Below are 20,710 nucleotides of genomic sequence, written 5' to 3'. Positions count from 1 at the left end.
CTCTTATAATTTAAGTTTCCCAAACTCTTCCCCGAAATACAAGTCTCTGGCTAATTCATTCGCTTTTGCCAATGATGCATGTGTTCCCGCATCCGTCCACCAGCCTTGAAGTATATCGTAAGTAAGTTCATTTCTTTCGATGTATGCATTATTAACGTCCGTAATCTCAAGTTCACCGCGACCTGATGGCTTCAAGCTTTTCACAATATCAAAAACAGAATTGTCAAACATGTAAATACCCGTTACAGCAAAATTGCTCATTGGCTTCTGAGGCTTTTCTTCGATAGATACAATTTTCTCGCCTTGAAGTTCAGGAACACCATATCTTTGAGGATCTTGGACCTCTTGGATAAGAATTTTCGCACCACTTCTCTGAGCCCTGAAGTTACTTACAAATGGAACAATACTCTCTTCAAAAACATTATCACCTAGAATGACAACCATCTGATCATTTCCAACAAAATTTTCAGCTAGATCAAGTGCTTGAGCAATTCCACCGGCTTCATCTTGCACTTTGTAAGTAAAGCTTACTCCCATTTCTCTGCCGCTTCCTAGAAGGTTAACCACATCACCCATATGATCTTTTCCAGTTACAATAAGTATATCATTAATGTCTGCTTCCTTTAACTTTGCAACCGAGTGAAAAATCATTGGATATTTACCTACGGGAAGTAAATGTTTGTTAGTCACTTTAGTTAAAGGATAAAGACGTGAACCAGTTCCACCTGCTAGAATGATGCCCTTCATATTATTATTCGCTCCTCGGATTATATTTTCCATACATGAGTCCCAGCAATATTTTCAATAGTAAAACATTTCCTCGAAGCGGACTGATTTTGGTAGGTATCTTTCCCTTTGGATATTCTCTTGAAACGGGAATTTCAACAACATTAAATCCTAAACGTGGTGCTTTTACAGAGATGTATGCCAATAACTCGTATGTGCTAAAAATGCTTCGAAAAGGTTTAAGTCTGGTGTCCAATAGCAACTTTTTTGAGTGAGCACGAAAACCATTCGTAGTGTCCGTGTATTTGAAACCAGAAATGATAGATAAGTAAGGAGCGTGAATCAGTTTGATGGCTAATTTCCGAGATAACGGTGTATTTACTTCTTTTCCCCCAGGTACATAACGGGAACCCTGAATAAAATCCATTCCAATTTCGAGCTGCTTTATAAATAGTGGAATAGATTCAACACTATCTTTATTATTACCGTCGACTGTTATGATTCCTTCATAGCCTTGGGATAAAGCATAAGCAAATCCCATTCTAAGTTGAGCGCTCAACTTTCCTATATCTTTTTTTATTAAGATTGCCCTGACTCCTTTTGAAATAAGAAACTCATGATCTAATGAACCATCTGTACTTCCACCATCTAAAATAAGAATATCTATGATGTCTTCAAATTGGCTTATTTTCTTTAATTCCTTTTGAATCTTCTCCCCTTCGTTTATGACAGGAATACACACACAATACTTATGCGTCTTCGGTTTAAATTCAGTAAGTTCATATTTAGGAATTTCCCATTCTTTATTTACTTTCATTTCAATAATCACCCCATTTTATTTAAGATAGGTTTTAGTCACATAATCTAAGGCAGTCTTTACTGATATCACATCATTTTCCAGTAAATTACTTTTCATTTCAATGGAAATCCAACCTTTATAATCTAAATCTTTCAGGCAATCAGCAATATCTGAATGATCTTCATTTCCAATAAGATTTAAATATGGTTCACTAATATGAAAATGCCCTATATAAGGCAGACACCTTTTAATTACTTCAATAGAATTCTCTCTATTAATAAATAAGGTTCCTGTGTCAATTTGCAACTTTACACCTGGGTGGTTTACTTCTTTAACGAAATCTAGTGCATCGAGCGTCCCTGTTAAAAAATCACACCCGTAAGCTTGTGGATTTGCCTCAATACAGAAAAATACATTGCTTTGTAAAGCATATTCCCCTAAGCTAGAAAAAAAAATAATAGCTTGCTCACGCGCTTTTCTAGGATCCATTTTACCTATAATTCGATTCTTAGGAGATCCAAAAACAAGCGCTTTAGTTGACAGACTTGATGCCATCTCCACAATCGAATAAAGATACTCTAGAGTATCTGATTGTTTTGGTCCAAATATTGATAAATCAGGTTTTCCAAATAATAATGATTGCATTGCAATTAACTCTAAATCTTTACTTTGCCAGTATTCTTTATAATCTTTAATTATTGCTGAATTAGAATTTTCTGGTTGTGAACAAACCTTTGTTGGAGCGATTTCAATTCCCTTTACTCCATAATTTTTAACTAGTGTAACTATCTCAACATTTTTAGAAACATCCCAAGCAATATTAGAGATTGCCAGTTTCATGATGAAGATTCTCCAGTCTAATTAAATTCCGTATGCTTTCAAAAACTTGTTCTTTTGTGAGCATATACGTACTTTCAGAATTAAACAAATTGGAATATATACTTTTCATATCATAAGCAACAGGCGCTTTATCAGTGACGTTATTAAACTCGATGTTAAAACAACTTTGAGCAATCTCATGAACTGCTATAGGCTCCGTTGAGAAATTGATTAGTTTAACATTGTTATTTCTTACGGTCAGTATATTTTGCCACAATTGAGACATATCATAAAATTGAAAGACACTGCTTTTGTGGGTAAGGTGTAGACAATTATTGTTCATTAAATCGTAAATAATATTTTTCCTCAAACCAACTCCCATAAGCCCTGGAAGACGAATGATAGAATAATTGGCAAACTTGTTTGAAATAAATTGTTCCAAATAGAACCTATGTTTACCGTAAGCCTCCAACTCATCAAGATCAATTGGAGTATCCTCATTAACCCCTAAAGGATTCTTATAGACGTCAACTGTCGAAATCAAAACGAACTCCTCAGCTTCAATATGTGATAAATGACTTATCAGCATCTGAATATTAGCCAAATCCTCTTCTGGTTCTTGATTTGCTTTCCATTTTAACGCGGGAGCTCCTGCACAAATAACAGTTGAAAATTTCCCCCCTCGGATTTCTTCGATATTCTTAGTGTTATAACAATAATCAAAGTTGGTTTGTTTAATTAATGAACTTCCTACGAAGCCTGTATATCCAATTAATGCAGTCTTCACAAGTTAACTCCTCCTTCTTTTGCAATCGCAGCTTCAATACGCGCCTGGTGAATTTCATTATTCGTATACTGATTAACAGGCTTATACATTTCAGTGGAGCTAGTTGTATAAAAGGGACGATTCTGAATCTCGATCAGTAGTCGTGAAATATATTCCCCAAGCATCCCAACTATAAAGAATAATCCAGTGAACCCAAAACTAATTAGAATCATCAAAGTTGTCCAACCTTCAACAATATTTTTGTTGAAGAAATAATTATAAAAAGTATATATAGCCATGAATAAACTAAAGAGTAGAAACAAAATGGATAAATAATGAGAAACCCTAAGTCCAATATTAGAAAAGGAGACAATAACATCAAAAGCAGTACTTATATTTTCTCGATTTAATTTAGATTTTTCAGAATTCAATTTAATGATTGGGTCGTACTCAATCAATTGTTTTTTGAAACCCGTATATGCATAAAGAGCTTTTCGATAACGCACTTTCTCTTTTAAATTTAGCATCGCGTTTAGTGCGCGGCGAGATACAATTCTTATTGATTCTGTCTTTAAATCAAGCTTTAAGTAAGAAAAGCTATTCACAAGCTTATAAAATAACTTAGAGGTCCAAGATAAACCTGTATTAGGGGATGCCGCGACGATGTCATTCCCGCTTAAAGCCATTTTAAATAATGAGTATATAATTTCTAAAGAATATTCAAAATTAATATTTTCAATTTCAAAAATGAAGTCCCCAATAGACTTTACAAGGCCTGCATTCATTGCTCTTTCGATACCATGACGTCTGGAAAGATTTATTATTGTTAAATTGCCATTTAGAGACTCTTTAATTTCCCTTGCATTTAGCAATGTTGCATCCGCACTAGCATCATTAACAAGGATGATCTCATAATTTTTAAAGATTGAAGAGAGTGACATATTTAATTCCTCTAATCCATTAGCAACACTGTGTTCTTCATCATGTACATAAACAATTGCTGAGACGAAGACTTGTTCTTTCACAGTAAAACCTCCTCTAAGTCGTAAATTGTATTGAATTTACCAGAGAACACAGATATAAATTTCGGTTTATTTGAAGAGATTTTAATTACAGTAGGTCGGGAATCATCAATTTCCGCTGTATTTAAAATTGTTTTCACTGCAAATAACGATGAATCATAATGCACTGATATCTCAGATTTCAAATACTTTCTTGCTAGCTGACTCATCCTAATCCATGCTGAAAGCGGGCTATAGTTACATGAATTGCAATTACGCAAAACGTTTTCATTGCAATCTGCCCTGAAGGTTTGGCATGAGAACTTAGGAAACTGTTCAGTACTTGTTTCATGAGGAGTATCACTAACTGAAGTGAGAGAGTGTGTACCGGAAAATCCGAAAGGCATCAGTGAGAAAAAAGGCCCGTCCATGACGGTAATTCCAACATTAGAAAAGTTAGATGAAACCCTTGTAAGAATTACCTCACAAAGTTCGTACTTCGTTTGGAATAGATCATATCCGAAAAAATGCAGTAACTGATTTATGCTAGCATAAGTAGCATTCAATACGTTAGGCGTTTGTATACTTATCCCATTTTTTAAGCAAACTTGATAATCAGTTCCAACAATTTCTGCTTTCTCTATCTGACCACTAAAAATCATATCGACGTTGTTAAATTCACTTAACTCTTCAAATAGCGCATTTCTTATTTTTTGTGCATCATAAGTAAATTCATCTGTTTCGTAAGCAGCCTCAATCATCCCATTGTTAAAATATTTCGAGGTATTTACTTCTTCTGCTGGAATTCTTACATAATCACAAAATCGTTTGAACTGTTCTGCGTTTGTTAAGGAATCATACAAAGAAATTGCATATACTTTTTTGAATTGCCTGTGAATAGCATACTCAAACTCCTCGTTAAAGCGTCTATAATAATTCGCTGATTTTTCAGCGGTTGAAACACTTCTAGGGTAGTGATAGCCATTATGAACTCTAGCTTGATTGATGTAGCTTGCTCGTTGCAGCGGTTTATCATCTATTTCTATAAGTGCAACTCTGATATCTTTTGAGGCTAATAGCTTTGCCGCATACATCCCATAAATTCCAGCACCGAATATTACGTAGTCATATTTTTTTATATCCATGGTGTTCCTTTCAGCAAACTAATGAAATCTAAATAATTATATATCATATCAAAATATTTATGTAGATATGTTAATTTTGAATTAATGGCATTAATCAAGTAGTATCTGTAAACTCTAATTTAGTTGGATACTCCAATATACGTTTAGGGAAATTATCTTTTTAAACTATATTTATTCTGTCGTTACCAAGAATTGTTATCCGAGAAATTTTATGTGAAATCATTCTCCATTTAAAGTTATTTTTACTTTGTACAGTTTTTCTATTTATTCACGCATTTTTTAATAAAATAATATTTTGTGTTCGATGTATGCCTTTCTCCCAATTTTCATCTGTTAAATTTCTGCTTGAACGTATTCTTCTTTATACATATCTAATAAATCCGATGCATCACTTGGTACATTTGGTAGGATAGATTAATTTTATTTACCTTTACATTAATATTTGTAATTTGAATTGGGTATTAACTTAGTGAGAATTCTCCTAGACCATGCGATAATTTGATTGGTATATTCAAATCAATGTTTTATCCTGTAAATTATAAAGGCCCACACCTTTAGATTCTGACCATTCATCCTTAACTGCAACTATTTTCTTCAATCCTACTCCCTTTGTAAATCTATTACTTTTCCAAGTAGTATTATATTGTAAGTTAATATCTGCAATCACGTTATTTATGGATTTATCAGTCTTCACATAAATTTCTACAGTGGCCACTTGCGTTTGCTTTTGCAGTTTCTATAAAACATTGTTTATAATATTCCAGTAATTTTCTATAAAAAAACCAATTTGCTGCATGAATAATATAATCGATAGCCTGTTGGTTGATATTTTGAATTTATAAATTCTAATGCCGAAGAATACCTAGAAAAACAGCTTTTAGTTTACTCGAATTTATATAAAATTAATTTAATGTAATTTGACTTAATATACTTACATAAAAAATCAGTCTAAAATAAGGAATATAATCTTAACAAAAAAATTTCTTCTAATATTAAGAACACTATAAATAGTTGTCTCAGCTAACAAGACACTTAAAGCGTAATCATTTGACAATCCGACTCCTGCACCCAAAATAATTCCAAGAATAAATAGAATGGTATCTTATTTTATTGATAAGTTGAATTTTATTTATAATAAAAATAAATAATTAATTAATTAATTATAAAAGGCAAAAAAGCTCGAACCATTCTGTCTGAATTTAAAAAATCCGGAAAATGAAATATTACGGCTAATATGATTAGAACAGTCAAAATAATCGATCTTTTGAAATGTTTAATATTCAAATGAAATAATAGAGATGCAAAAAATAAAGCTGTAATAAAGCTAGTTAATGCTAAACTCATTGTAAAACTATTGCTTATAGTTAATAAGGTCTATATCCATTATAATTCTGAAATCACCATTTATGGGTAGAAATCAGAAAAGAATATTCGACTTAAAGAAAAATATAATATAAGCATTAATAAAACTAAAGAACTAAAAAATTTATTATCAAAGTATTTGAATTTACTTTTCCCCTCATTTTTAGTCCTTTCTATACTGCTGATTTCATTCCTATGAAAAAGCAATTTCCGTTACGATGAGTAATATAACTAAAGATACTCTCATTAATAATGAGGATTCATTCCCTGCATGTAAATATTCAGCTTTTCTATTCAATCACGAACTGGCTGAAATTCTACATGAGAGTTTTCATGAGTAACCCATTATTCTGCCATGCACATAAAGAGAATACTAAAATCTACGATGATTCCACTGTTGCTTGTAAAAAATGAATCCAAACCAACACTTTAATACTTGAAAGTTTTAACTATTAGAAAGAAACTCCGAGACCGAGAACATTCAGCAGATAGACTCTACTAAGTTAAGGAGCCTATCCGCTTTCTTGTTAAACTAGTTAGCCTTATAATTTGATGGAATCAATCTCCTTCCCTAATGTTTATAGATTCTATAGTAGTTGCGGCCTCTGGATCTAGGTTGAATACATCAATACTAGTTCTATGCCAGTTGAATTGACTACTAACTCTAATAAGATAATCATGATATTGACCATCAGCTTTAATCAAGAATGATATGGATGTATTAGACATCCCCACATTTGTCAATCCATTATATTTAACAATCATCTTATATGGATCTCTGATTTCATTAGATTTTAATCTTAAATATAAATAATTCCCATTACTTTTCTGGAGATTATTATTAATTTTAAAACTATTACTTCCAGATTGAATAATCATTTCGTTTCCAACTAATGTACTCAGTACTTTAGTTCGAGATGTTGCTTCAAGCGAGTCTTTTGAGCCCCAGTAGTACGGCAACCATGATATGTCCACACTTTCATCCAAAGGTAGTTGATAATTCTCATTAATCACTTGACTGGAATCACGTGTTTTTATAGATAAATTGTTAATATTGAATACATCATCTGATGGCGGATCTATTCTGATATCTTTTAAAAGCCCATTAAACGGAATAGGTAAATTAACAATTGTTGGAACAGAAGTCTGATCAATATGTACTTTAGTACTAAATTGTTCATTAAATTGAAAATTATCAATTTGATAAAAAATTTGAAGATTACCACCTTTTTGTGATGTGTAGATCATCTCCAAGTTGTTATAATCACCTTCCCTTAGTAATACCTCCTGCTGCTTTGATGCTCCAATTATTCCATATAATTGAGGGTCTTTAGATCCTGTGACCAGCTTTATTGTGTTCTCAGAAATCGTAGCATTGAGGTCATCTATAACATAATTTTTATCCCATGATCTATTAGAATCAAATAATGTTGTAACTTGGAACGGCTCATTTAATTTGTTTAATTTATTTTCCAATTCATTTTTTCTCGTATGAAGTACCCATACTCCTAAACCATTCATTTTTACTAGAGGTTCGTAATTTTTATAAATATATTCTGCTACACGATAAGAACGAATATTATTAGGTACTCCATCTAAGTTAGTCCATCCCCCTTTATCAGCAAATATTACGTAAGGAATTGACGACGATTTGATTTCTTCTAAAAATGACAACTGTGATATTTCATCGGATAGAAACACTGGTGTTTGATTAATATACATTGGTGTTCTTCGTTGTGTGTATACATATAAATATGGCGAATTACTAAAATCAATAAACGTTTCATCAGGGGCCATAGTTTCGTCGAAAAATTTCTTGAGAGATGAATACGTCGTTACAGAATATTCTTGTGATTCTTCATATCGGGCGATCTTAGTCTTTTCGACCTTGTAATTAACAAATGAGGATGGCATACTTTTCATTGTTTGCACTATCAAAGAATTATCGGATTTGTTTATTTTTTGAGATCCTGATGCCACTATTAATGAAATGCCAATAGCTACAATTGAAAATAATAGATATTTTTCCAATTTATTGATTTTCGAAAATAAATATAGGAAATAAGATAAACAAAAAGTAAGGAAACCCAAAATCATTACTGTATTGTTTTCCACAAGAGAATGTCGAACTAATCCACGGGGAAAATTTAATATTGAAAACAAAACCATGAATATTATTGAAACAAATACCTCTTGCTTAACTTTATTTACAAACTTATTTTTATAAATAATAAACAAAAACATTGCTAAATTCAGGATTGGCACTAAATAATAATATAAATAATATTTTATCTGTCCACTGTCCCCTATTGTTGGATACCCCCAAACTTGATTGGAAGAAATCACTGAAAACAATTCCTTTAATCTAAATATAACTGGTATATGCTTCAGAAAAGCTATTAAGAGAAATAGTGAAAACCAAAATATAAATATTAACATCCCACTAAAAACAAATTTACTAATATTAAATTTGTTTCTATAAATAACCACACAAGAAATGATTACACCCAGAGCTGACATTATTGCTGCTGATCCTAAATCAAAGCGCCACATAAATGTCAAGCTCAATATAAACCAAAATATTAAATAACCCTGAAAGCTATATTTAGCTTTAATCAATTTTAATATTCCAAAAACAGATATTAATGAGATAATATAATAATTAGGAAGCACAAAATTTGTAAGAATCCCAACAGGAAAAAAAAGTAACAATATCACTGCAAGTTCCTTAGAGAATAATCTTTTCAGAAAAAAATATGCAATCAAGTAATAAAAAATTTTATCGATTACCTCAGAATATAAATTACCTGCCCAACCTTGATATCCATTTAAGATAGAAAAAACTAATGGGCTTAAAAGTTCTGAAAAAGCATGTGCATTAAAAGTTTCTAATATTGGTATTCTACCATAGCGGAATAATTGATCTATCGCAAGTCCTGGGTTACCCGACTCAAATAATTCTGAAGGAGGTCCCATTTTGACAGCAGGCTGATACAATATCATCGCAAACATAATTAAGAATCCCGGATAATATAGATTTTCTAGAATCCCTTTTAAGCAAACTTTCCTCTCATTAAATTTTCCTATATAAGCTAGTACAAATAACACAAAGCTCACTGAGAGGATGAGAATAAATAAGATTGCTTGAATTTTTAGTGGAGAAATATTAAAAATACCTTGTTGATTTAAAATTAGAAAGGTTTCATTGGAAATAGGCAATAAAGAAGGAGTTATTGTTAAAGGAAAAGTGCTTAAGATTATTATTTTAGAAGCATTGTGCAATGAGATCTTTTTTCTGTGTGTTAAGATTAAAAGAAAAACATAGCTTGATACAATAATAATAAAAAAACTTAGTATATAAATAAATGGACTGTAGTTAAATAATGGTTTTTTTTTAAAAACATATTCAATATCAAACATTAAACTAAAAGCAGATAGAAAAAACCAAATAACAAATTTATTACTAGATAATAAATATTGAATTGTTTTCCATGACTTTATATACGCTATTCCTTTTAATATTGTAAGTAGTATTATAACAAAGTGGAGACTGATAATAACACTAATTGAAATTTTTAAACCCAAGTTCAAGAAAGATATAAAGCCAAAGAATGAAATAATATTAAAAAACTTAATATTAAAATCAAAATATCTATTATTAAATAATTTAGTTAAGTTTTGTTGACAAATATATATTAAGTAGAAAATAATTAAAGAAATTAGAACTACTGATATTAATGCTAAAAAATAAAAAGAAATTCTAGAATCCACATTAACAGCTGCCATGGTTGAGGCAGAGATGATTCTCCTATCAAAATGACTTAGTGTATTTACATTGTATAATTTCAAAAATAGCCCAATGAACAAACTAATGTAAAAACCTACAGATATAAGACTTCCAAACGTTATAAATTTATGCAATTTAAAATGTTCTAACATAAACTTCTCCTTTTACAATACACTTTAATTTTCAGCATTTATTTTGAAATCAAAGTCTTCCACTAACAAGTTTATTAACTATTAATCAATATGTTAGTGGAAAATAAACCATACACCTAGAATAAGCAGTAGGAGACCGATAGATTTATAAATTGTTAACGGTTCATGAAAGAAAAAGACTGAGACGGCCACAAGTCCTAAAATGGTAAGAACTTGGGATGCAGGAGCTACTTTACCTAATTCTCCACGGGATAATGCAAAAATATAAACTAAGAAACTTAATCCATAACTTATTGCACCTAACCATACATAAGAATTTGTTAAGATAGCGACTATCGAGTTTAAATTAGTTATTTCGATTTTTACTCCTGTGATCGCCTTCTTTAATAAGAACTGAGCAGCGAGATTAAAGCATGTCGCGATTAACAAAAAAAGAATTGTCATAGACCCTCACATTAAAAATAAATTCAAAACATTTATTTAGATATTAGAAATAGTTATTTGCAAGGATGGACTTTTTTGCAATTTTCACATTACTACTCGGGAAATGATTTGAGTCTATACCGAAGGACTAGTGACACTAATTAAATAACTTATTATAAAGCTTCTTAGTAAAGGCCCTAAAACCCTGGTAACGAATAATATTAGTTGCTCTAGTCAAAGTTTTTTTAGATTTAGTCAAAAGTTTACTCACATTTAATTTGCCCTCAAAATATTCATTACTTAGTTCAAAAGGGTTTTCTACACTAAACATCACATCATAATCCTTGCGGTACGCCACTCTAATTGAATCCTCTATATTTTCACCAGACGAATAATATCCGTAGGTCCATTGCGTTTTTGAAATATTATCGCAATTATTCGCGTCATGGAGTTCAGAGTAACTAGCGTAGAGTCTTTTAAAAGGATGATCACCTGGAGGAAGCCAGTCTCTCATGCACTTTTGTGCCGAGTCTCCATAACCTGAAAAATGAATAAATCGTAACGGATCTCCCTTTACATAGAATTCTCCGCTCTCTTCAGTCATTCCACATTCCAGTAAAGACCACGGAGCAAAATCATAACCTCTATGCTTAAATATTTCCACATCAAAAAAACATGGTGCTAGATCAATCCATTTTTGATCCGTAAAAATACCATTTTGGATATCGTCATAGCAAAATAAATACAACCTATCTGCCCACCATTTAATAAAAGTTTGTGCTTCCTGGCTCCTATTCACGCCTAAAAACCCCAAATTATACACACCATGAGCTGTACTTGAAAGCTCCATATCGATATTCCCTGGGTCAAGCAAGTGGGGACATAAAACGATAGGACGTGTTTCCAAAAGTAATTTCAACTCAATAAAATCTGAATAAACATATATATCGGGATCAAGATAAACAAATTGTTGCTCGTCAGGAAAGGCTTCATATAAATATCGAAAGAATTGCCCTTTAACTGCAGTCGATGCTTCTACTATCGCATGTTTGAAAATAAATCGATTGAAATTACCTTCCCAAGCATCCTTGGCCAATACGATTTCGTCAAAATATGAATATTCGTATTGAGGCAACACTTCACGTTCTGTTAAGCAAACAACAAAAGTTGCGTTTGGAATATTTTCTTTTACTGACTTAGCCAGTGTACGAGCTTTATGCAAATAATTCGCGCAAATTGATGTAAAGATTATCATAAATTACCTCTTCTTTATTTTATAATGAATTTCTTTATTATCGACTTAAGAATTGGAATACGCTTAATTTTCTCTAATATAGTGATACCCTCTTGTAATGCTCTATTCAAAAATATTTGCTCGATAAGTGCATCTCTTAAAATCTTTCCATATTGATTCTTATATTTCTCATATAAGTCCGGATGGTTCTGATAAATTTCTAAATAAGTTTCCTTTACAACTTGGATATTAGTCATGAATTCCGTAGTACGTGAGGTTGGTTTAATCCTATAGTGAAATAAAACCTCAGGCATTTGATGAATTTCACGACCAATCTCCAAAATAGAGAGCCAAAAATCATAATCTTCCATACCATGATGCATATTGGTATTAAAACCGCCAACCTTTTTCCAATCTTCTTTGTAAAACAATGCCGTTACAAAGACAATATTATCTAACAACATTTTCTCCAATGAATAGTTTGGGAGATCCCATCTTCCACTCTTCTCTCCGAATAATTCAGCATAGCAGTAAACAACACCAATTCGTTCATTTTCTTCTAATACTCTAACAGCTTTTTCCACATAATCCGAAGCAATGATATCATCTGAATCCACTGGTAAAATATACTTTCCTGTTGAATGCTCTATGCCCACATTTCTTGCCCCAGCTGGTCTTAAGCGATGGGTCTTTAAAATCTTGGTGTTTACATTGGATATACGATTTAAAATCTCTAATGTAAATTCATCATCAGACCCATCATCAATAATAATCAATTCGATATCCTTGTAGCTCTGGGCGTATACTGATGCAATAGCCTCCTGAATGTATGCACCATCATTATAACAGGGCATAATTACACTTACTTTACTCACCTTTTTTCCCCCTAAAGATATTGCCAAATAATAAAATCTTTATTATGGATTTTACGCGATGCTCTTTCATTTGAATAATCATAGTCTGTAGGGTGTTTTGAGTATTTGACAAAACTGATTGTTTATTAAGAAGGTCTTTCTGTAGCTTTAGCAAATCAATTTGTGCTGTTTCTAGCTCTTCCTGTTTAGATGACAATTCCATTTTGATTATTTCTAGCTCTTCCAATTTAGATGACATTTCCATTTGTAGAGTACTCAATTGAGTCGATCTCATATCTAGTTTTGCTTGAGTTTTGTTTGAAGCCTGCTGAAGTTCATTGAATTCAGTTATCAATCGTTGATTAATTAATTCTTGTTCAGCAGTTTTCTGACGGAAAAGTATCATTTCTTCTTCCCGTGTTTGATAACCCACTGTCCAATCCATTATATTGCAAGAAAAATAGATCTTCATGTAAGTAGCGCCAGAAAAATCACCGTTCAATTGAAACTGTGGATCGTAGGTGAAGAATTCATATCCTATATCTTCTGTAAACCTCTCCGCATTAATTGGTACTATACTTTCAAACTTACCGTCTGTTTCAATATTTTGAATCTTAATGTTGCTAGCGCTTCCTTCAAGGGGGTCCCATCTGAGCAATTTCGCCAATTTTAATTTTTCTTGAGTGAAAGTTACAGCAAAACCAGTAGACGTGTAGACTGCATTAATACTCTCATAATTAAAATCAGTAAATCCATTTCCCAAATCAAAAAACAAGGTACTTTGCAGTACATGTTCTTTGATTTGCCTTGCTACAGCTAACTCAATATCTAGGGGGACACTATCCTTTGCGAGGTAATACAAATCTTTTATCCCCACATAATTCTTTGCAAAATGATCCTCCCACTCAAAAAAGCATTTTTCTACTTGTTCATCAATATTGATCAATTCATACATTGAAGCTTTGTTTAAAATCGACTCTAATTGATGATCTTCTATAAGTTGCTTAAGCATGCGCCATAAAATAAATTCCTGCGGCACTTCACAAGAAACATGCCATTCATAATCAATCACTTGGAATTTATCTTTAATTTTAAAGATGTTTCCTGAAATCATGTCAACGTTAGCATTAGACACCCAATGTAGTTCCTTTGTGCATTGCAATACACCAAAAATTTCTTCAAATTCATCTGAAATAGGTTGTTTTTTCAACTTTATATCCGAAAACAATTCGTCGCGGAATTGCTTGATTTGTGCATAAAAATCATTTTTATCTAAATTGTTAAAGTCATTAAGTAAAGTTACTTCTAAACTATCTCCTGTTATATAAGGATATGAAATCCCCATTTGCTCTTCTTTACAATCGGTGTTCCTTATCCGGCTATTACTGTATTCAAAATCATTAAAATCTTTCATTCTTTTTAAATGCTCTTCAGCCTGCAGAGTCAATGCTTTTTTATAAACATTTTTTTTATCGCCATCAAAATATGTACAAATTCGAAATCTCTCATTTCGATTTGCACTTAATTTAACATAAGACATTTCAGCGGGAATTTCATTAGATTCAAGTGCTATTTCAACTAAGAATGAGTTAGAGAATTTATCCATAATTCCTTGCTTCATAAGTGATTGGTAAACTACTTGTTCATCAAATAGCTTAGCTCTAGGCATATCTAATGGATAATTTGAAACAGTAGGGGTCATATTACAAACAGTTGCATCGGTAAAGATTTCAGCAGGAAATTTATAATCGGGATATGGATAATAAAATTTAAGTGGATAAAGCTTAGCATTACATATTTGTTCATAGAGTTCCTCTTTAGAAAACGTTCTAACATTTTCACCTTCAACATATCCATTTAAGCCTGAAAAATACTTACCCGTATGGTCTTCTTTTGCACCGGAAAAGTATTTTAATCCAAGTCTATTTTCAATTGATAATAGCATTCTACCGCTAGGGTTCATATGTTCAGCAGATATTTTCAAAAAATCTTCATATGGCTGTTTGCTATTGATCATATAGGCAGCATACTCTAGGACGCCATTAATGACTATATAATCGAACTTCCATTCAGATGGAATACTCTGAAAATCACAAACTACTATTTCGAGATTATCCCAATGTTGATGGCGATGGAAATTCACATCTGCGCGCCTCTTTGTTAATTCAACTGAAACAACTTTGGCCGCGTGCTCGCAAAGTAGACCTGTAAGCGCACCACAACCAGCACCGATTTCCAAGATGCTGCAATTTTCTTTAAATGGAAACCAATTTAATATATTGTGCCTAAGATGGGACATATGGTACACGATTGGCCATCTTCCATCTTGATACCAATCGCATTCGCCACTTTTGGCATAATGTAGTAAGTCATTTTCAATATCGCCATCTGTATAAACATCATCAGCATTTGATTGGTAATAATCGAAATTTAGCTTCGCCAAAGTAAGCACCTCCAAACTTTATGTTCCAACATCTTTTCTTATAATTCATCTCTGCTTACGTCTCTTCAAGGAAGGGTCATCGGGCATACCTATATCATAGTGAACATGAAGATCGATAAATTGATCATCAATCACTTTAAAAGAAATTATTGATGAATAGGAATCAACTTCTGTTAAAAAAACTCGGTCGTCTATTAAGGAAAAACTGTAAGGCACACCTTTTAAATGTAGCAATTCATAAATATCCTCATAGTTAGTTTCTAATTCGTTCAAATCCTTAACTCTTACTAAACTTGGTTTTATCTCGCCTGCTCCATTTTGATATACTGTAAGATAATAATACGAACCGATTTTAACAATATCATTCATTCCTTGTAGTTCAAAAGGCACTTTATATTCTATTAATAAATCAAATGATAAGTTATTGACATCAGCTACAATAATTTTACCTGGACCAGATACAAAATAAATCTTCTCGTCAATTAAACTAATTGATCGAACATATGCAGATTCTAAATAGTCTAACTTTATGACTTTTTCAGTGACAACCTCTGTTCCTGTATTCCTTAATACAAACACTTGTTGTGACGATGCAGCAATTCCATAAAACAATTTGTTAGTAGCATCATAAACAATCTTGTTAGGCTGACTCCCGATATTTCCAATTGATTGTATTTCTATGAAAAAAGCTCCATTACTCCTTAGAACCTTTACTCTATCATTTCTAGTATCCTCGACTAAAAAAACATCCCCGTCACTAACAATAGAATGCGGATTGCTAAATTTACCGGTCATTGTAGCCCATTCTTTTATAGGGTCAATTAAATTATCATTATAAATGACTCTATGATGCCAACAATCAACGATAAGATAATGATTATCGTACTTTGTAATAAATGTAGGTGAATATAACTTATCTGTGTAACTTATTAAACTTACAGATGTTGATTCAGTCTGCGAATTCCCCCCTCTTGAGTGGCTCATATACGCATCGCAAACCTCTTCAGTATTTCCGACCATTCGTAAACTCCCATGATCTAGCCATACCACTCGGGAACACATTTCGGTAATTTGTTCAATGCTGTGTGATACAAGTATAACTGTTGCTCCACCCGTCATCAGCTCGCGCATTCTCTTCGCACTTTTTTGTTGAAAATGAGCGTCTCCTACTGACAAAATTTCATCCACTATTAATACATCTGGCTTCACTAGTGTTGCAATTGAAAATGCTAGACGCATCGTCATACCAGAGGAAAAATTGCGAATTGGCACGTCCATAAATTGCTCTAGTTCAGAAAATTCCACAATCTCATTATATTTATCCGTTATGTACTGCTTTGAATATCCCAAAACAGCCCCATTAAGAAATACATTCTCTCTTGCAGTTAAATCAATGTCAAAACCTGCACCTAGTTCAAGCAAAGGGGCAATTGTTCCATTCACCCTAGACGTTCCAATTGTTGGAGTTAGAATACCTGATATAATCTTTAGTAAAGTACTCTTACCAGCACCATTACCTCCAATGATACCTACAACCTCTCCCTTTTTTATTGAGAATGAAACATCCTTTAATGCAACAAACTCTTTGTATTTAAGTTCACCAGTCAATTTCTTTACAATAAATTCCTTGAGACTCATAATTCTGTCATTGGCCATTCGAAACTTCATTGAAACATTATTTAATTCAATCAAAATGAATCCTACTCCTCACAAATTAAGAATAAACTTGTTCTGGTTACGTTTAAACACATATGCACCGATAGAAAATGAGATGACTGCAAAAATAGCGCAATAAACCCATGCCATAAGATCAGGAATACCACCATACAAAATAACAAAACGAAAAAACCGGATGAAATGATACATTGGATTAAATTTCATCACAAATATCATAATGGGTGGGAGAATGCTCTCTGGATAGAAAATAGGTGTTAGATAAGTCCATATTGTTAATCCAATGCTATATAAAAATTGTGTATCCCGAAAAAAGACCATCATAGAAGCTAGCAAGAGAGATAAACCTATAATGAAAACAAACATACAGAGTATTACATATAATATAGCTATGTGAGAGAATGTAACGTGAGTTCCAGTAACTATAATTACTAAGTATAATGCCACAAGGGAAAATAAAAAATTCACTCCTGTTGATAGAACACGAGAAAATGGATAAATATACTTAGGAATATACACTTTGTTAATAAGGGAAGCATTTTGTATAATACATGTCATTGCCTGCGATGTAGCTTCCGACATGTAATTAAACATTACAATTCCACTTAATAAATATACAGAGTAGTTTGGTATGTCAAAGCGAAATAATGTAGAAAAAACCATAAATTGTACTACCATTATTAAAAGCGGATTTAAAAGGCTCCATAATATGCCCAATACTGATCTTCTGTATTTCGTTTTAAAATCTCTTTCTACTAATTGAGAAAGAAGAAAACCGTACTTACGTTGAATTGTAATTGCTTGCTTGAACATAAATAAAACCCCGCATTTTCTTAGTAAGAATATATTAACAAACTTAAACAAAATTTAAATGTAACAAATTATGTATTAAAATCAAAATTGAACCCTACATCGCTATGGAACATTTCCATTTGGAAACTCCCTTCCAACTATGCTAAAATAAAGTCGAAGTTTAGCAAAAAGGAGACTATCCGTCAATGAGTGCAAGTAAAAATGCCTACACGGCTTCACGTGCAAAAACAAATGGAACAATAACGACAGAGAAGAGCTCTATCATCTTTTGGTTTTTAGTAGTTTTCACAGGTTTGTTTTTATTCTGGGCGCCGTTTCAGAGGGCGCTGTTCAATGGTGGTACTTATGACTTCGAGCGTTCCATTTACTCGGCATCGGTCTGGTCCTCCATCATTTTATTACTGATTGCCATTCTAGCTTTCTTTGTTTTCAAGCTTAATGAACAGAAAGATGTCTTGACCATTCTAGTTCTGCTCATGCCACTAACTTATGTGATATCTTTGTCGAATTCGGCATCTCACTATTTGGCAACTAATATGGTCTATATCCAAATGCTGTATGCAACCTTCTTCATTTTAGGTGTATTTCTGACAAAAAACAAGCTTGGGACGTCGATTGTTGCCGCATTATTTTTGATTTCTGGTTACTTCATTGTTGTGTTCGGACTTTTGTACTGGTTGGGCAATGGAAATTTCGCCGGGCATCTGGTTGGATGGTTCGCATTTATGGATACGACCAATGCTTATTTGTACCGGGATGCGATTATGACGGACTCGAACGGACTCCGTTTAACGTCGGTTTTCCAATACGCAAATACGTATGCGGCCTTTTTAATTACGTTATCTCTATCGGCTTTATTCTTTATTGTTAAGTCTCGCAAATGGTACTCGATTCTACCGCATGCGTTCCTATTAGTACCTATCATCGTATCTTTCTGGTTGACACTTTCCCGCGGCGCCATTGTGGTGATTCCGGTTGTTTTCTTGATTATGCTGTTCTTCTTTTCGATTAGCAGACAGATTTTGGCACTTGTACAATTTGGACTAGCCTTCGTTACGTCGCTTGTCATCTTACAGAAGGTAACCGATATCGGCATTGGCTTGCAAAAAACTCCTAGTGCATCCGAATCTTGGCATGGCTGGTCCATTTTGCTCCTAGCTTCTGTAGTTTACACTGTGCTTGCTATCGTTATTCAATACTTCGTAGGGCCTTGGTTAGAACGGTTAACGGCTCGATTGGATGCTAAAAAGTATGCAACTTTTATTCTTCCGATCGCTGCCATTGTGATTGGTGTTGTGGGAGCCTTTCTGATCATCAGTGATACGGGCTTCAAAAACATTCTTCCTGATAACGTGAAGACGCGTGTGGAGAACATTAACTTCCAGCAGCACAGCGTTTTGGAGCGTGGAACTTTCTATAAAGATGCGGTGAAGTTGTGGTCGGATTATCCGATTATCGGTGCCGGTGGCGGTGCCTGGGCTTCTTTATATGAGAAATATCAGAACAACCCGTATACAAGCCGTCAGGCTCATAACTTTGCTCTGCAATACTTGGTTGAGGCCGGTGCGCTTGGATTCCTTGTTTTTGTTGGGTTCGTAATCGCTGTCCTTGTGTTCTATATAAGAAGTTATATCAAAAGTTCACAAGAGAAACGGGATCTGCATTTCCTCTTTTTCATTGTGATGATCTCGCTTTTGGTTCACAGTATGATTGACTTTGATTTGAGTTATGTATATTTGGGGGCTATATTGTTCCTTGCACTTGGTAGTATGCTCAGCAACAGTTCATCTGCTCCGCTTCGTCTGAAGTCGACGTCCGTGGCCATTCACAAAGCGTTCCCTGCGCTTCTGGCGGTTCTGTCGATTGTGGTTTTCTTCATCTCGGCAACGCTGGTTTCAGCGAACAGCTCTTATAAGCAAACGCTGGAAGTTATCCAAAAGAGCCAGGATTACAATCAAATCGTCACACCGCTGGATAAAGCAATCTCTTTGCACCCTGCTCATCCGGACTATGTATTAACGGGACAAATTAACCGAATTGGTATCCTTCTTCAAGTTTACAATCAGATGCAGAAGGAAGATCCGAGTAAAGCAGATGGTTTTTTCAATCAAGCCCAAGATCTGCTCACTCAATTATTGAAAAAAGAACCGCATAATCGCACTGTTGCTATGCAGCAGCTTAATATGTTTCTCATGAAAGGGAAGAAACTGGAAGCACTGAATTGGTCCAACGCTCAGATTCCTAACTACCCTTGGTATACGGAAATGTATGAAAAGAGTATTTCTCTGAACATTGAGCTTGCTAATCAAGCCAAAGAAAAGAATAATACACAGGAGTTCAACGAAAGACTGGATAGTGCTCTTGCTACTTACAAGGAAGTTCTCACGAGGATTGATTCTTTGAAGAATTTGCCTAAAGAACAAGCGCAAGGTCGTGAGTTTGCTGTAACGCCTGGCATGGCTTTGTCGGTCGGACAAATCAGTTACATGCGTGGCGACTACGCAGGAGCGGCTGCCAACATCCAGCCTCACATCACGGAGAATCTGGATAATCAAACTAATCGTGTTCTGATCAGATGGTACTTAGTTGCTTTACAGAAGCAAGGTTCGAAAGATCAAGCCCTTATGGACAAGCTGATTGCTAAGGATCCTGCTGAGAAGCAGAATATGGATACGATTCTGGCTACGAGTTTTCCGGCTAAATGAGAAAAAG

Annotated in this window: 15 protein-coding genes; 1 reads left to right on the top strand and 14 read right to left on the bottom strand. The window is 33.5% G+C overall.

Features of this window, described 5'->3' with window-relative positions:
• Nucleotides 1–3: 3 nt before the first annotated feature.
• The 14 genes from HQN90_RS11125 to HQN90_RS11060 all read right to left on the bottom strand — a co-directional run bounded on the left by HQN90_RS11125 (nt 4) and on the right by HQN90_RS11060 (nt 17,998).
• Nucleotides 4–747 (bottom strand): sugar phosphate nucleotidyltransferase, encoded by a 744-nt coding sequence (locus HQN90_RS11125; protein ID WP_173218199.1) that lies wholly within the window; start codon nt 745–747, stop codon nt 4–6.
• Nucleotides 748–751: 4 nt separating this feature from the next.
• Nucleotides 752–1,543 (bottom strand): glycosyltransferase family 2 protein, encoded by a 792-nt coding sequence (locus HQN90_RS11120; RefSeq protein ID WP_173218197.1) that lies wholly within the window; start codon nt 1,541–1,543, stop codon nt 752–754.
• Nucleotides 1,544–1,561: 18 nt separating this feature from the next.
• Nucleotides 1,562–2,365: a sugar phosphate isomerase/epimerase family protein gene (locus HQN90_RS11115; protein ID WP_173218194.1), complete on the bottom strand. Its 804-nt coding sequence runs from the start codon at nt 2,363–2,365 to the stop codon at nt 1,562–1,564.
• On the bottom strand, nt 2,346–3,131 hold the full coding sequence (locus tag HQN90_RS11110) for an NAD(P)-dependent oxidoreductase (RefSeq protein ID WP_173218192.1): 786 nt from the start codon (nt 3,129–3,131) through the stop codon (nt 2,346–2,348). Before HQN90_RS11110 ends, HQN90_RS11115 begins: the two co-directional genes overlap by 20 nt.
• On the bottom strand, nt 3,128–4,135 hold the full coding sequence (locus tag HQN90_RS11105) for a glycosyltransferase (protein ID WP_173218190.1): 1,008 nt from the start codon (nt 4,133–4,135) through the stop codon (nt 3,128–3,130). The genes HQN90_RS11110 and HQN90_RS11105 overlap by 4 nt, the downstream gene beginning before the upstream one ends.
• Entirely contained in the window at nt 4,132–5,256 is a 1,125-nt protein-coding gene (locus HQN90_RS11100) for an FAD-dependent oxidoreductase (protein ID WP_173218188.1), read from the bottom strand. Before HQN90_RS11100 ends, HQN90_RS11105 begins: the two co-directional genes overlap by 4 nt.
• Before the next feature lie 511 nt (nt 5,257–5,767).
• Nucleotides 5,768–5,971: a hypothetical protein gene (locus tag HQN90_RS11095; RefSeq protein ID WP_173218186.1), complete on the bottom strand. Its 204-nt coding sequence runs from the start codon at nt 5,969–5,971 to the stop codon at nt 5,768–5,770.
• A gap of 1,205 nt (nt 5,972–7,176) precedes the next feature.
• Complete coding sequence (locus HQN90_RS11090; protein ID WP_173218184.1) at nt 7,177–10,557, bottom strand: hypothetical protein; 3,381 nt, start codon at nt 10,555–10,557, stop codon at nt 7,177–7,179.
• A 93-nt stretch (nt 10,558–10,650) separates the two neighbouring features.
• A complete protein-coding gene (locus HQN90_RS11085; protein WP_173218182.1) occupies nt 10,651–11,001 on the bottom strand; it encodes a hypothetical protein in 351 nt (116 codons plus the stop codon).
• Nucleotides 11,002–11,137: 136 nt separating this feature from the next.
• The gene (locus HQN90_RS11080; protein WP_173218180.1) at nt 11,138–12,235 is read right to left on the bottom strand and encodes a hypothetical protein; all 1,098 of its coding nucleotides are present in this window, start codon (nt 12,233–12,235) and stop codon (nt 11,138–11,140) included.
• A 14-nt stretch (nt 12,236–12,249) separates the two neighbouring features.
• The gene (locus HQN90_RS11075) at nt 12,250–13,089 is read right to left on the bottom strand and encodes a glycosyltransferase (protein WP_173218178.1); all 840 of its coding nucleotides are present in this window, start codon (nt 13,087–13,089) and stop codon (nt 12,250–12,252) included.
• A complete protein-coding gene (locus HQN90_RS11070; protein ID WP_173218175.1) occupies nt 13,082–15,511 on the bottom strand; it encodes a class I SAM-dependent methyltransferase in 2,430 nt (809 codons plus the stop codon). Before HQN90_RS11070 ends, HQN90_RS11075 begins: the two co-directional genes overlap by 8 nt.
• A gap of 45 nt (nt 15,512–15,556) precedes the next feature.
• A complete protein-coding gene (locus tag HQN90_RS38625) occupies nt 15,557–17,203 on the bottom strand; it encodes an ATP-binding cassette domain-containing protein (protein ID WP_246362218.1) in 1,647 nt (548 codons plus the stop codon).
• 15 nt (nt 17,204–17,218) lie between these two features.
• The gene (locus tag HQN90_RS11060; RefSeq protein WP_173218174.1) at nt 17,219–17,998 is read right to left on the bottom strand and encodes an ABC transporter permease; all 780 of its coding nucleotides are present in this window, start codon (nt 17,996–17,998) and stop codon (nt 17,219–17,221) included.
• Nucleotides 17,999–18,183: 185 nt separating this feature from the next.
• Between HQN90_RS11060 and HQN90_RS11055 the strand changes: the two genes are divergently transcribed.
• A complete protein-coding gene (locus HQN90_RS11055; RefSeq protein ID WP_173218171.1) occupies nt 18,184–20,703 on the top strand; it encodes an O-antigen ligase family protein in 2,520 nt (839 codons plus the stop codon).
• The last annotated feature ends 7 nt before the right edge of the window (nt 20,704–20,710 follow it).

Origin of the sequence: Paenibacillus alba, from assembly GCF_013204855.1 — a bacterium.
Classification (GTDB): domain Bacteria; phylum Bacillota; class Bacilli; order Paenibacillales; family NBRC-103111; genus Paenibacillus_E; species Paenibacillus_E alba.
Note: the sequence above shows the minus strand (reverse complement) of the source record. Positions and strands in the feature narration are given on the sequence as shown.